Origin of the sequence: Rhodococcus sp. 14C212, assembly GCF_011058195.1 — a bacterium.
Classification (GTDB): domain Bacteria; phylum Actinomycetota; class Actinomycetes; order Mycobacteriales; family Mycobacteriaceae; genus Rhodococcus; species Rhodococcus aetherivorans.
In genome coordinates this window covers 1-13,520 of record NZ_JAALEH010000064.1, presented here as the reverse complement: position 1 = coordinate 13,520, position 13,520 = coordinate 1, and the positions used below count along the sequence as shown (strand labels likewise).

Sequence of the window (13,520 nt, the reverse complement as noted above, 5' to 3'; positions counted from 1 at the left end):
ACCCCCGATTCACGAAAGGAGGCACATGCCGTGAGTTTTCAGGTGGCATTGAGCTTCGAGGACGGGGTGACCCGCTTCATCAAGTGCGGACCGAACGAGACGGTCGCCGACGCGTCGTACAAGGCGCGGATCAACATTCCTCTCGACTGCCGCGACGGCGCGTGCGGGACCTGCAAGGCACTGTGCGAGTCCGGCAACTACGACGGCGGCGACTACATCGAGGAGGCGCTGACCGACGACGAGGCCGAGCAGGGTTTCTGCCTGCCGTGCCAGATGGTCCCGGAATCCGACCTCGTGCTGCAGATCGCGACGACCTCGGACGTCGCGAAGACCGCGGCCGCGACCTACACGGCGACGATCACGGACCTGCAGCGGTTCTCTCCCAGCACCGTGGGCTTCACCGTCGAGATCCCCAACCGGGACGACCTGGTGTTCCTGCCGGGCCAGTACGTGAACATCACGGTGCCCGGAACCGAGCAGACCCGGTCGTACTCGTTCAGCACGGGGCCGAACGACCCGCAGTTGTCCTTCCTGGTGAAGATCACCGAGGGCGGACTGATGTCCGAATACCTGAGTGATCGCGCTCAGGTGGGAGACACGCTGCAGTTCACCGGCCCGTTCGGCAGTTTCTTCCTGCGTGAGCGCAAGCGCCCCGCCCTCCTGCTCGCCGGCGGTACCGGCCTCGCGCCGCTGCTCGCCATCCTGTCGAAGATGCAGGAAGAGGGCAGCGACCTGCCGGTGCACCTGATCTACGGCGTCAGCTTCGATCAGGATCTGGTCGAGTTGGACAAGCTCGAGGCCTACACGCGGTCGCTGCCGAACTTCACGTTCGACTACTGCGTTTCCGATCCGGAGTCGACCGCTCCCAACAAGGGGTACGTCACCGGCCTGTTCGAGCCGAAGCACCTCAACGACGGCGACGTCGACGTCTACCTGTGCGGGCCGCCGCCGATGGTCGAGGCGGTGCGTACGCACCTGTCGAACGAGGGCATCTCGGTGACGAACTTCTACTTCGAGAAGTTCAACAACTCCGCGACCCCCGGTGCCGCCGAACCGGCCCCCCAGCCCACCGAGCGGGAACTCGAAGCCGCCACCAGGGCAGCCGAGGAGACCGGCCTGCCGGTATCCCTCGGCGCTGCCGAGCAGGTCCCGGTCGGCAACTACGAGATCGGCGAGGAGCACGCGCCCGTCACCGAGTCCGACGCCCAGTTCGACGCGCGCATGGCGCTCGAGCTCGGTGCGCTGGAGCTGACCATCGGCCGGCTCACCGACGCGCAGCTCGTGGAATTCCGGATTCTCGCCGAGGCGTCGACCGCGTCGATCGACCACGACCGCTTCACCGACGCGGGCGCGTTCACCGACACCAACGCCGCCTTCCACGAGTTCCTGTTCCGCTGCTGCGGCAATCCCGTGCTGCTCGAGGCCTACAACCGGCTCGAGGTGACCCAGTTGATGCGCAAGGTGCTGCGCACCGCGCAGTGGGTGGACGAGCAGATTCCGCACGACCACCTGCAGATCGTGCGGGCGTTCGAACGCAAGGACCGCGCAGCGGCCCGCGATCTCATCGTCAGCCATGCCGAGCACGCCAAGGCGACGATGCGCCGCGCCATCGAAGACTCGGCGAAGGTGGAACTCGCGTGAGCGCCCTTCTTCCGGTCGGCACCGTGTACCCGGGCCGCTTCGACGGCAGGGTCGTCACCGTCACCGGCGCCGCGCAGGGTATCGGCCTCGTGGTCGCGACCCGCATCGCAGCCGAGGGTGGATCCGTGATCCTCGTCGACCGCTCCGAACTCGTGCACGAGGTGGCGAAGGAGTTGCGCGAGAAGGGTTTCCAGGCACACTCCGTCACCGCCGACCTCGAGACGTTCGAGGGAGCGCAGTCGGCGCTCGACGAGGCCCGGCAGCAGCACGGCCGCATCGACGTGCTCGTCAACAACGTCGGCGGGACGATCTGGGCGAAGCCGTACGAGCACTACACCCCCGCGCAGATCCAGGCGGAGGTACAGCGGTCGCTGTTCCCGACGCTGTGGACATGCCGCGCGGTGCTCCCGTACCTGATCGAGCAACGCTCGGGCACGATCGTCAACGTGTCCTCCGTGGCGACGCGCGGTGTCAACCGCGTCCCCTACGCCGCCGCCAAGGGCGGGGTCAACGCGATCACCACCGCGCTCGCCCTCGAGGCCGCACCGTACGGGATCCGGGTCGTCGCCACCGCCCCCGGCGGCACCGACGCCCCCGCCCGCCGGGTAGCGCGCGGCCCCGCCGCGCAGAGCGAGCAGGAGCAGGGCTGGTACCAGCAGATCGTGGACCAGACCGTCGACTCCTCGCTGCTCAAGCGGTACGGCACACTCGACGAGCAGGCCGCCGCGATCACCTTCCTGGCCTCGGAGGAGGCCTCCTACATCACCGGCACGGTTCTTCCCGTCGCCGGCGGCGACCTGGGGTAAGACCCCAGCACCGCCACAGGCCTCACCGGCAGGCCAGGGATCCCCTGCCGGTGAGGCCCTCTTTCTGCCCCGTTTCACTTGTGACCGCACTCACAGACCGGAGCCGACATGGCCGACAACACAACCGCCTGGGCAAGTCCCCGGCACCGCCGCACCGTCATCTGGGTCGTCGCCCTCGCCACGCTCGCGATCATCTTCGACGGCTACGACCTCGTCGTCTACGGGACGATCCTGCCCACACTGATGGCCGATCCCAGCCAGCTCGGAGCGATCTCCGCGCAGCAGGGCGGCGCGCTGGGCTCGTACGCCCTCATCGGAGTCATGGTCGGCGCCCTGTTCACCGGCGCGTTCGGTGACCGGGTCGGACGCCGGAAGATGATGCTGATCAACATCGTCTGGTTCTCCGTCGGCATGGGCGCCGCCGCGATGGCCACCAGCATCACCTCCTTCGGCATCCTGCGCTTCTTCACCGGCATCGGAGTCGGCGGTCTCGTCGCCACCGCGGGTGCCGTGGTGGCCGAGTTCGCTCCGCCCGGCAAACGGAACCTGTTCAACGCGATCGTCTACAGCGGCGTCCCCGCCGGCGGCGTCCTCGCCTCCCTGCTGGCCATCGTGCTGCGCGACACCATCGGCTGGCGCGGACTGTTCTGGATCGGCGCGCTGCCGCTGGTGATCCTGCTGCCCCTGGCCCTGGTGAAGCTCCCCGAGTCCCCGATGTGGCTGCAGGCGCGCGGGCGGACGGACGAGGCGGCCGCGGTCTGTGACAAGTTCGGTCTCCCGCTGCCCACGATCGCCCCGGCCCCGGCCGAGAAGGTCGGATTCGCCGCCCTGGCCACCCGCCGCTACGCGTGGGGCACGACCCTGCTCGGCCTGATGAGCTTCGCCGGGCTCCTGCTGACCTACGGGCTGAACACGTGGCTGCCGAAGATCATGGCCGACGCCGGCTACAACGCGAAGGGTTCGCTCGCATTCCTGTTGGTGCTCAACGGCGGTGCGATCATCGGCGGCCTCCTGGCCTCCCGGATCGCCGACGGCCGCGGCCCCCAGCCGGTCATCGCCACCACGTTCGGTCTCGCCGGCCTGGCACTGATCCTGCTCACCTTCGGGTTCCCGCTGCCCGTCCTGCTGACCGCGGTGGCGATCGCCGGCGTCGGCACGATCGGCACCCAGGTGCTCATCTACGGGTTCGTCTCCAACTACTACGAGACGGCAGCGCGCGGTGCCGGTGTCGCCTGGTGCGCCGGATTCGGCCGGCTCGGCGGCATCTTCGGCCCCATCATCGGCGGCCTTCTCATCGGTGCCGGGCTGAGCAACGACGTGAGCTTCTACATCTTCGCGGGCATCGCCGTGGCCGGCGGCCTGGTCACGGTGTTCGTTCCCATCCGACGGGGTGCGCAGTACGTTGCCCGAACCCCCGAAGCCGCGGCCGCGAGCCCCACTACCGTGGAAGTGTGACTCACCCCGCCATGCTGGTCGGACGTACCCGAGAGCTCTCCGAGCTCGACCGTCACCTCGGCGAGGCGCGAGCCGGTTCACCCGTGCTCGCCCTCGTCGAGGGTCCGCCGGGTATCGGCAAATCCGCCCTGGTGCAACGATTCACCGAGGTCTCGAGCGGCTGGCAGGTCCGCGTGTCCGCGGGCGTCCCGTGGGAGGCGGCGCGCGCGTGGGGCACCGTCGAGCAACTGCTGCAGGCCCCCGTCACCGGACGTGATCCGGTGGAAGTGGCACACGAACTGCTGTCCCTGGTGGACGATCCCACCGTTCTCGTCGTCGACGACGCGCACTGGTCCGATTCCGAATCGTTGCAGGCGCTGTCGTCCGCCGTCCGCCGCGCCCACGGCAAGCAGTTGCTCGTCCTGCTGGTGACCGTGGACCCGCTGCCGGAGACGGTCCCGGACAGCACCCGGCAGGTGCTCGACCATCACCGCGCCCTCTCCGTGCACGTGCGGCCCCTCGGGCCGCAGGACATCGCCCAGCTGGCCCTCACCCGCATCGGCGTGGACCTGTCGCCGTGGACCGCGCGACGGCTGTTCGAGCACACCCTCGGCACACCCCGCCCGATCCTGCAGTTGCTCGACGAGATCCCCCGCAACCAGTGGCAGCACTGGCAGGCCCGGTTCCCGGCCCCCCAGGAACGGTCGGGCGCCGTGCGCCGCACGCTGGACCACTGCCCCGCCGAGACCCGGGCACTCGTGGAGGCGGCGGCCGTGCTCGGTGCCGAAAGCACCCTGACCCAGGCCGCGGCGCTGGCCGGGCTGACGGACCCCACCGCGGCGCTCGACGCCGCGCACACCGCCGGATTGCTCCGGCGGCGCGAACAGCGCGGCGCGGTCACCCTGATCTTCCCGGACCCGATGACGCGGGCCGCCGTCGCCGACGACATCGGTCCCGCCCGCTGGCGCGACCTGCACGCCCGCGCCGCCGAACTGGTCGACGACGAGGGTGCCGCCCTCACCCACCTGGTCTCCGCCACTCCCACCGCCGACGCGGACCTCGCGGACCGCCTCGATCGGTACGGCCGGCGCCGCGCCGCCGTCGGCGCCTGGTCGGATGCCGCCGAGGCGCTGATCATCGCGAGCGGCATCAGTCCCGACCGCGACCAGCGCGCGCAGCGGCTGATCCGCGGCGTCGACGCCCTCACGGGCGCGGCGGACCTGCCCCAGGCTCTGACGTTCGTGCCCGCGATGGAGGCCGCGCCCGACGGCTCCATGCGCGACGTGGTGCTCGGCTACCTGGCGATCCAGCGCGGCCGGTCGGCCGAGGCCTCCCAGCTGCTCACGCGCGCATGGCACCTGCTCCCGGACCCGGCCCGCGACCCGGATCTGGGTGCGATGATCTGCCAGCGCATGGTGCTGCATTCGCTGGCCCAACTCGACGGCGCGAGCCTCGTCGAGTGGGCCGACCGCGCCTCGTCCCTCGTAGCTCCCGACATGCCCGCTGCCGTCGAGTCGGCCGCGATCCGCGGGCTCGGCCTGGCCATGACCGGCCGCGTCGACGAGGCCCGCGCCTCGTACGCAGAACTGTCGGAGAACTTCCGGCTCGGCGCCCAGAGCCAGCGGATCCGCATGGCGGAGGGCTGGCTCGCCCTGGCGCTGGACGAGCCGGATCGCGCCCGCGCGGAACTCGAGAGCGCCGAGCCGACCGTCTTCCGCGGCGGCTCGATCCGGATCTCGCTGTGGGCGCAGGCGTGGCTGGCGCGCACGGAGTTCGCCCTCGGCGCATGGGACGACGCCGTCCGCACCGTCGACCGGGCGGCCGCACAGCTCGACACCGCCGGCCTGGATCTGCTTCGGCCGCTGGTGCATTGGACGGGGGCACAGGTGCACGCCCTGCGCGGGGACTGGCCGCTGGCCCGCGAGCACCTGCGTCGCGGACGCGCAGGCGCCACCGACTATGCCGTCATGGTGGTGCCGGCCTGTATCGCCGCCGCCCAGTGCGCAGAGGTCGCCGCCGACTACGACGGGGTGCTGCGGCACCTCGCACCGCTCACCACACGCCGGCGGCAGGCCCTGGTGGAACCGGGTTTCTGGCCGTGGCCGGACCTGTACGCGAATGCTCTCGTGATGACCGGACACGTCGACGAGGCCGACGAGTTCCTCCGTCCGTTCGAGGAACTGGCCGCCTCCCGTGGGCACCTGTCCGCCCGGGCGCGGCTCGGCTACGTGCGCGGACGGATCGACGGGGCGCGGGGTGACATCGACGCCGCGCGTGAGACGTTCGAGTCCGCGCTCGCGAACCTGGCGACACTGTCGTTGCCGTACGACCGGGCCCGGGTGAACTTCGCGTACGGCCAGACGCTACGGCGCGCCGGGCGGCGGCGCGAGGCGGACGCGGTGATGCGCACCGCCCGGGAACTGTATGCGACGCTCGGCGCGACGTCGTACGTGCAGCGCTGCGACCGCGAACTCAAGGCCGGGGGGATGAAGACGAACGGCGACGGTGCGCGCCGGACACACATGGATCTGGCGGCGTTGACGCCGCAGGAGAAGGCGGTCGCCGCCCTGGTGGCCGCGGGCAACACCAACAAGGACGTGGCGGGCGAGCTGTTCCTGTCGGTGAAGACGGTGCAGTACCACCTGACACGGGTCTACGCGAAGCTCGGCATCCGCTCGCGCAGCGAGCTGGCCGCCCAGTTCCGCCAGGAGGATTGAGGAACCGAGATGACAGCAGTTGAGGAGAAGACCCCGCCCCCGAACGACACCGACCTGCTCGAGCGGCCCGCTCGGCCCGTGACCCGGCCGCGCCGGGTGCTGCGGGATCTCGGCGTCGAGTACGCGGCGAACGGCGTGATCGGGCTGGTCTTCTCGTCGACGGGGCCGGTCGCGGTCGTACTCGCGGCGGGCGCGGCCGGCGGGCTCGGCGCCGCCGAACTCGCGTCGTGGATCTTCGGGATCTTCGTCCTCAACGGCGTGCTGACGATCGCGATGAGCATCGCCTACCGGCAGCCCCTCGGCTTCGCCTGGACGATTCCGGGTACGATCCTCGTCGGCGCGTCGCTGGGGCACCTGTCCTGGCCGGAGGTGATCGGGGCGTTCCTGGTCACCGGCCTGCTGGTGCTGGTGCTGGGCGCGTCCGGACTGGTGCGGCGGGTGATGGAGGCGCTGCCGATGCCGATCGTCATGGCGATGGTGGCCGGCGTCTTCCTGAAGTTCGGCGTGGACCTGGTGGTCGCGCTCGGCGCGGACGTCGCGATCGCCGCGCCCATGGTGCTGATGTTCCTGGCGTTGAGCGCCTTCGGCCGGATCGGCCGGTGGCTGCCGCCGATCCTCGGGGCGCTGATCGCCGGTACGGTCGCGGTGGCAGCGTCGGGGCGCTTCTCCCCTGCCCCGGGCGGAGCGGGCATCCTCGCGTCGCCGGTCTTCACCGCGCCGGTGTTCACGTGGACGGCGTTGCTGGAGTTGGTGATCCCGCTGGCGATCACCGTGCTGGTCGTGCAGAACGGGCAGGGCGTCGCGGTACTCACGGCGGCCGGGCACCGGCCCCCGATCAACGTCACCACGATCGCGTGCGGGGTGTGGTCCCTCGGTGCCGCCTGCGTCGGCGCGGTGTCGACGTGCCTGACCGGCCCGACGAACGCCCTGCTCACCGCATCCGGTGAGCGGAGCCGTCAGTACACGGCGGCCGTGTGTTTCGGGTTGTACTCGATCGTGTTCGGACTGTTCGCGCCGCTGTTCGTGCGGTGGATGACCGCCGCGCCGGCGGCGTTCGTCGCGACCCTCGGGGGCCTGGCGATGCTGCGGGCGCTGCAGGGCGCGTTCGTGACGGCGTTCGCCTCGAAGTACACGATGGGGGCGCTGGTGGCATTCGTCGTCACCGCCGCGAACGTGACGTTCTGGAACATCGGGGCGGCGTTCTGGGGTCTGGTGGCCGGGGTGATCGTGTCGCGGTTGCTCGAGCGGGGGGACTGGACCGCCGGCCGGTGAAACCGGCGGGTGCGCGCCTGTGGGCGCACCCGCCGTGTCCCGAGCCGGGGGGTGTCAGCGACCGAACAGCGAGCCGAAGATGCCGGAACTCGTCTTGGGAGCGGTGTCCTGGTCGCAGGTGCATCGCTCGGCGGCGGGCACGGACTTCATCACGCTGTCGACGTGCTGGCCGCAGCCGCCCCAGCCGGTCTTTCCGCACTTGGGGCAGGTGACGGGGTAACACATGAGCGTCCTCCTCGGGAAGCGGTCGGGGTCTACCGTCAATATACCCCCTGGGGTATCAGCTATGCCAGTGTGCGCATGCGCACATACGGTACGACGCAGATCGAGGACCGGGCATACCGCGAAAATCCGGCGCCGGGACGGGTGAACTGACACCCTGAGGGCCGTACCGTCCCTCCGCGCAGACAGGATCAACAAACCATGGCACGTCCGGTTCGCGTCGTCGTCCTCGGTTCCGGCTCGTGGGGCACCACCGTCGCAGGACTGTCGGCCCGGAACACCCCGACCCTGCTCTGGTCCCGCAATCCGGACACCGCCCGCGAGATCGACGAGGAGCACCGCAACACCCGGTACCTCGGCGAGCGGACCCTGCCGGCCAACCTGCGCGCCACCTCGGACCTCCTCGAGGCCGCGCACGAGGCCGACGTGCTGGTAGTCGGAGTGCCGTCCCACGCGGTCCGCGCCACCCTCGCCGAGATCTCGAACGAGGTGCGGGCCTGGGTGCCGGTCCTCTCGCTCGCGAAGGGGCTCGAACCGGGCACGCGCCTGCGGCCCACCGAGGTGATCGGCGAATGCCTGCCGGGGCACCCCGTGGGACTGCTGGCCGGGCCGAACATCGCGGGCGAGGTCGCCGACGGCATGGCGGCCGCCGCGGTGGTGGCCACGGCGGACGAACGCGTCGCGGCGGCCCTGCAGCCGCTGTTCGCCTCGAAGGTCTTCCGCGTGTACCGCAACACCGACGTCCTCGGCTGCGAACTCGGCGGGGTCCTGAAGAACATCGTCGCGATCGCGGCGGGCATGGCCGAGGGGCTGCGGGTCGGCGACAACACCCGGGCGATGGTGCTCACCCGGGGCCTCGCCGAGATGACCCGGCTCGGCGAGGTCATGGGAGCCAACCCGCGGACGTTCGCCGGCCTGACCGGAATGGGCGACCTGTTCGCGACGTGCACGAGCCCGGCGTCCCGCAACCGCCGGATCGGTGAGGCGCTGGCAAGCGGGCTCACCCTCGAGGAGGCGGTGGCTCGACTGGGCCAGGTGGCCGAGGGAGTGAAGACGGCGCCGACGGTGATGGAACTGGCGCGCGAGTACGACGTGGAGATGCCCATTGCCGCCGAGGTCGAGGCCGTCGTGGCCGGCCGTCGCTCCCCCGCCGACGCGTACCAGGGGCTGCGCCGGGTCACCCCGGGCAACGAGGAGGACGTGGTTTGATCGGGAAGTATTCGGGATTCTCCATCGCGAACTAGATACCGATATAAACCACGATTTGCCTGGTGAAGACCATACTTACACACTGTTCAAGTGATCGGAACCGAAGTACTCGTCGTCGGCGCCGGCTTCGCCGGGCTCGGAGCCGCCGCACACCTGCGGCAACGCGGCCGCGACGTGCGCGTTCTCGAACGGAGCGCCGCCCTCGGCGGCACGTGGCGCGACAACACCTACCCGGGGTGCGAGTGCGACATCCATCCCGCCCTGTACTCGTACTCGTCCGCACCCCAGGCCGTCTGGGCTCGCGGCCGCGCTACCCAGCCGGAGATCCTCGCGCACCTGCACGCGTTCGCCGCAGAGAACGAACTCGACGACCGGATCGCCTACGGCACGACCGCCGCCGGATGCCGGTGGGACGAGACGACGGGCCGCTGGCACGTGCGCACCGACCACGGTCCGGACTACGAGGCCCGCTTCCTCGTACTGGCCACCGGCGCCCTGAACGTCCCGCAGATTCCCCGCCTCGACGGCTCCTTCGCGGGACCCGCCTTCCACACCGCGCGTTGGGACCACGGCGTCGACATCACCGGGCGGCACGTCGCCGTGATCGGCACCGGCGCGAGCGCCGCTCAGGTGATCCCGTACCTCGCCGACACCGCCGGCCGCGTCACGCTGTTCCAGCGCACCCCCGCCTGGGTGCTGCCGCGCCGCAGGCAGCACCTGCCGCTGCCGCACCGCGCGCGACGGACGGTCGAGTACTGGCGCGGCGAAGCGCTCGTCCCCGCCCTCACCGGGTCCGACCGCCGGCTCGCCCGCCTCGAGGCCCGGGCGCTGCGGCACCTGCACCGGCAGGTGCCCGACCCGGACCTGCGCCGCGCCCTGACCCCGCGGCACCGGATCGGATGCACACGGATCCTGTTCTCCGACAGTTACTATCCCGCGCTCGCCCGGGACTCCAGCACGGTGGTCACCACCCCGATCGCGGGACTGCACCCGCACGGTGTGCGCACCGTCGACGGCCGGGAACACGCGGCCGACGTCCTGGTGTACGCGACCGGATTCCGGGTGTCCGCCGCCCTCGCCGGCCTGCCGGTCGTCGGCTGCGACGGCCGCACCCTGCTCGAGCGGTGGGGACGTGACGGCGCGTCGGCGCACCTGGGCACGACCGTCGCCGGGTTCCCCAACGCATTCCTGCTCGGCGGGCCCAACACCGGCATCGGCCACACCTCGCTGCTGTTCATGATCGAGAGCCAGCTCCGCTACGTCGCCGCCGCGATGGACGCCGCCGACCGGGAGGGCGTCGCCGCACTCGAGGTGCGGGCCGCCGCCCAGCGGGCGTTCACCGACGAGATGCGCCGGCGTTCGACGGGCACCGTGTGGACCACCGGGTGCCGGAGCTGGTACCTGGACCGCGACGCGGTCAATCGGTCGCTGTGGCCGGGCTCGTCCTGGCGATACCGGCTGCGCACCCGGCGGTTCGACCGGGAGAACTACACGGCCACCGGTCCCGCAGGACGGCCCTGAGCGAGCGTTACACAGGTGCCTGTGCGACCCTGGTCACATGACGATCGACCACCGCGCCTCGCTCTCGACCCTGCTCGACACCCGCTACTCCTGCCGGGCGTTCCTGTCCAAGCCGGTGCCGCGCGAGGACATCGAAACCATGCTGCGGATGGCGCAGCGCACCCCGTCGTGGTGCAACTCCCAGCCGTGGGAGGTCGTCGTGGCCGGCGGGGACGCCATCGAGCGACTGCGGGCCGCGGTGTACGAGCAGGCGGCCTCCGGTCACCTCGACCCGGACATCCCCGGCCCGGCCGAGTACCGCGGGGTGTACGCCGACCGTCGCCGCGGCGCCGGTTACGCCCTCTACAACAGCCTCGGCATCGCCCGCGACGACTACGCCCGCCGCACCGAGCAGATGCTCGAGAACTACCGCTTCTTCGGGGCGCCGCACGTCGCGATCGTCACGACCGACAAGGCACTCGGCACGTACGGAGCGGTCGACTGCGGCGGGTACGTCGCCACCCTGCTCCTCGCCGCGCAGGCGCTCGGCATCGCCGCCGTCCCGCAGGCCGCCGTCGCGATGGCCGCCGGCGCCGTCCGCCGCGAACTCGGCATCTCCGACGAGCGCGACATCGTGTGTGCGATCTCCTTCGGCTACGCCGACGAGAGCCACCCGGCCAACACCTGCCGCACCGACCGGGCGAGCCTGGACGACGCCGTGCGGTGGGTGGAGGAGTAACCACCCCCAGGGGTCCTGGCCCGGGGCGCCCGGGCGGCGAAAGGTGGAACTCGCCACCTTCCCCGCCCGAGAGGACACCCCGTGCACCGCATCGAAACCGAGGAGCTGCTCCGCCGTTGGGTACCGCGCGCCGTCGCCGGTGAGCCGCACGCCGTGGGCGTGGTGGTGAGTTCCGTTCGCCCCCATGTGCTGAGCTTCTGCGCCGCGCGCATGGACGAGGGCACCCGCGCGCACACTCCGGCCGAGGACGTCACCCAGGAGGTGTGCCTCGCACTGACGCGGGCGCTGCCGCGCTACCAGGATCGCGGTGCGTCGCTGCTGCGCTTCGCGTTCGGGATCGCCACGCACAAGGTCGCGGACGCCCGGCGCAAGGCCGCGCGCACCGTGACGCCGCTGCACGACGTCGCCGGCCCCGGTCCCGAGGAGGGCGTGCTCGACGAGGAGCTGCGTTCCGCGGTCCGCCGGCAACTCGCGCTGCTGCCGGAGCAGCAGCGCCGCGTGCTGCAGTTGCGGATCCTGCAGGGCTACAGCGCCGAACGCACCGCCGCGATGCTCGGCACCTCGGTCGGCGCCGTCCGCATCGCCCAGCACCGCGCCCTACAGCGAATCCGGTTGCAGCTCAGTCGTGCTGAGCGCGCAGATACCGTCCGAAGTGCGGCACGGTGAATCCGATGAAACCCCGCTCGGCGGAGTAGATGAGCCCCTTCTTGATGAGCCCGTCCCGCGCGGGCGACAGCGACGCCGGCTTGCGGCCGAGTTCGGCCGCGATCTTCGACGTCGCGACGGGACCGTCGTCGCCGGAGAGGTCGGCCATGGCGCGCATGTACTCCCGCTCCGCGGGCGTGGCGCGCTCGTACCGGGAGCCGAAGAACCCGACGGCGAGTTCCTCCTCGGCGGCGGGCGCGCCGACGCGCACGTCGTCGGCGGTGATCGGGCTCGTCGCCGCGACGTCCCACGTCGCCTTGCCGTACGCCTGGACGAAGTAGGGGTATCCGTCGGCCGTCTCGTAGAGCGCGTCGAGCGCCTCCTCCGTGAAGGTCACACCCTCCCGCTCGGCCGGCGCGATGAGCGCGACGTCGGCGGAGCCGCGGTCGAGCCGGTCGATCCGGTGGTAGCTGAACAGCCGCTCCGAGTAGCTCTTCGACGCGGAGAGCACCGCGGGCAGGTGCGGCAGCCCGGCGCCGACCACGATGAGGGGTGCGGCGTCCTGGCTGAGCTCGTGGCACGCCCCGCAGATCGCGGAGATGTCCGGCGCGCCGAGGTCCTGCATCTCGTCGACGAACAGCGCGATGCCCACGCCCACGTCGCGGGCGAGCCCGGAGGCGTCGATCAGGAGTTCGACGAGGTCGATCTCGAGGTCGCCGGTGTCGGCGCGGCCCTTGACCGCGGGGGCGTCGATGCCGGGTTGCCACCGCTCGCGCATGCCCTTGTCCGCGGTGGCCCGCAGCGCGAACGACTTGAGCACGCCGAGGAAGTACTCGACCGATTCGGGGTGCGGGTGGGCCGGGGCGATCTCGCGCACCGCCATGTGCAGCGCCGACGACAGCGGCCGGCGCAGGTCCTGATCGGGCCGGGCCTCGATCTTGCCGGTGCCCCAGCTCCGCGAGATCGCCGCGGAGCGAAGCTGATTGAGCAGGACGGTCTTGCCGACGCCGCGCAACCCGGTGAGGACGACACTGCGTTCGGGGCGGCCGCGGGCGATCCGTTCGAGCACCACGTCGAAGGCGTCGAGCTGCTTCGCCCGGCCGGCGAGTTCGGGCGGGCGCTGCCCCGCGCCGGGAGCGTACGGGTTGCGGACCGGGTCCATCGGTCGATGGTAACGGCGCCGCGCGCGGACGCCGCCTCCTTCCGCCGCGTGTCGCGGGACATCCGGATGCGGACATTCGCATAATAGACTTTGACATTCGTTTGCAATAGCGCGTAGATGTTCCGGCATGAAGTCCTCCCGAAGTCTCGCGCTCACCGCCGGGCTGGCCACCG

The 13,520-nt window shown here is 71.2% G+C and carries 11 protein-coding genes; 9 read left to right on the top strand and 2 right to left on the bottom strand.

Annotation, left to right across the window (positions count from 1 at the left end):
• The first annotated feature begins 30 nt into the window (after window positions 1–30).
• The 5 genes from benC (at window position 31) to G6038_RS22075 (ending at window position 7,870) form a co-directional block, all read left to right on the top strand.
• Complete coding sequence (gene benC / locus G6038_RS22095; protein ID WP_165039904.1) at window positions 31–1,641, top strand: benzoate 1,2-dioxygenase electron transfer component BenC; 1,611 nt, start codon at window positions 31–33, stop codon at window positions 1,639–1,641.
• Window positions 1,638–2,447, top strand: a complete 810-nt coding sequence (locus G6038_RS22090) for a 1,6-dihydroxycyclohexa-2,4-diene-1-carboxylate dehydrogenase (RefSeq protein ID WP_165039903.1) — start codon at window positions 1,638–1,640, stop codon at window positions 2,445–2,447. Before benC ends, G6038_RS22090 begins: the two co-directional genes overlap by 4 nt.
• Before the next feature lie 108 nt (window positions 2,448–2,555).
• Window positions 2,556–3,902 carry an aromatic acid/H+ symport family MFS transporter gene (locus G6038_RS22085; RefSeq protein ID WP_165039902.1) on the top strand — a complete coding sequence of 449 codons (1,347 nt, stop codon included), beginning with the start codon at window positions 2,556–2,558 and terminating at the stop codon, window positions 3,900–3,902.
• Window positions 3,903–3,913: 11 nt separating this feature from the next.
• On the top strand, window positions 3,914–6,598 hold the full coding sequence (locus tag G6038_RS22080) for a helix-turn-helix transcriptional regulator (RefSeq protein WP_165039919.1): 2,685 nt from the start codon (window positions 3,914–3,916) through the stop codon (window positions 6,596–6,598).
• Window positions 6,599–6,607: 9 nt separating this feature from the next.
• Window positions 6,608–7,870 carry a benzoate/H(+) symporter BenE family transporter gene (locus G6038_RS22075; protein WP_165039901.1) on the top strand — a complete coding sequence of 421 codons (1,263 nt, stop codon included), beginning with the start codon at window positions 6,608–6,610 and terminating at the stop codon, window positions 7,868–7,870.
• Between the two features lie 54 nt (window positions 7,871–7,924).
• On the opposite strand, the gene G6038_RS22070 is transcribed toward G6038_RS22075, so the two are convergent.
• Window positions 7,925–8,095 (bottom strand): hypothetical protein, encoded by a 171-nt coding sequence (locus G6038_RS22070; RefSeq protein ID WP_165039900.1) that lies wholly within the window; start codon window positions 8,093–8,095, stop codon window positions 7,925–7,927.
• A gap of 198 nt (window positions 8,096–8,293) precedes the next feature.
• Here G6038_RS22070 and G6038_RS22065 point away from each other — a divergent pair, with 198 nt between their 5' ends.
• The 4 genes from G6038_RS22065 (at window position 8,294) to G6038_RS22050 (ending at window position 12,206) form a co-directional block, all read left to right on the top strand.
• Window positions 8,294–9,301: an NAD(P)H-dependent glycerol-3-phosphate dehydrogenase gene (locus tag G6038_RS22065; RefSeq protein ID WP_165039899.1), complete on the top strand. Its 1,008-nt coding sequence runs from the start codon at window positions 8,294–8,296 to the stop codon at window positions 9,299–9,301.
• Between the two features lie 90 nt (window positions 9,302–9,391).
• On the top strand, window positions 9,392–10,822 hold the full coding sequence (locus tag G6038_RS22060; protein WP_165039898.1) for an NAD(P)/FAD-dependent oxidoreductase: 1,431 nt from the start codon (window positions 9,392–9,394) through the stop codon (window positions 10,820–10,822).
• A gap of 37 nt (window positions 10,823–10,859) precedes the next feature.
• Window positions 10,860–11,540, top strand: a complete 681-nt coding sequence (locus G6038_RS22055; protein ID WP_165039897.1) for a nitroreductase — start codon at window positions 10,860–10,862, stop codon at window positions 11,538–11,540.
• A gap of 81 nt (window positions 11,541–11,621) precedes the next feature.
• Window positions 11,622–12,206, top strand: coding sequence for a sigma-70 family RNA polymerase sigma factor (locus G6038_RS22050; RefSeq protein WP_165039896.1), 585 nt, complete (start codon window positions 11,622–11,624; stop codon window positions 12,204–12,206).
• On the opposite strand, the gene G6038_RS22045 is transcribed toward G6038_RS22050, so the two are convergent.
• On the bottom strand, window positions 12,160–13,347 hold the full coding sequence (locus G6038_RS22045) for an AAA family ATPase (protein WP_165039895.1): 1,188 nt from the start codon (window positions 13,345–13,347) through the stop codon (window positions 12,160–12,162). The genes G6038_RS22050 and G6038_RS22045 overlap by 47 nt on opposite strands.
• Window positions 13,348–13,520: the final 173 nt, after the last annotated feature.

Bases quoted from the DNA above. Each gene is read 5' to 3' on its own strand.
- G6038_RS22085 (WP_165039902.1), top strand. From the start codon at position 2,556: ATGGCCGACAACACAACCGCCTGGGCAAGTCCCCGGCACCGCCGCACC.
- G6038_RS22080 (WP_165039919.1), top strand. From the start codon at position 3,914: ATGCTGGTCGGACGTACCCGAGAGCTCTCCGAGCTCGACCGTCACCTC.
- G6038_RS22075 (WP_165039901.1), top strand. From the start codon at position 6,608: ATGACAGCAGTTGAGGAGAAGACCCCGCCCCCGAACGACACCGACCTG.
- G6038_RS22070 (WP_165039900.1), bottom strand. From the start codon at position 8,095: ATGTGTTACCCCGTCACCTGCCCCAAGTGCGGAAAGACCGGCTGGGGC.
- G6038_RS22065 (WP_165039899.1), top strand. From the start codon at position 8,294: ATGGCACGTCCGGTTCGCGTCGTCGTCCTCGGTTCCGGCTCGTGGGGC.
- G6038_RS22055 (WP_165039897.1), top strand. From the start codon at position 10,860: ATGACGATCGACCACCGCGCCTCGCTCTCGACCCTGCTCGACACCCGC.
- G6038_RS22045 (WP_165039895.1), bottom strand. From the start codon at position 13,347: ATGGACCCGGTCCGCAACCCGTACGCTCCCGGCGCGGGGCAGCGCCCG.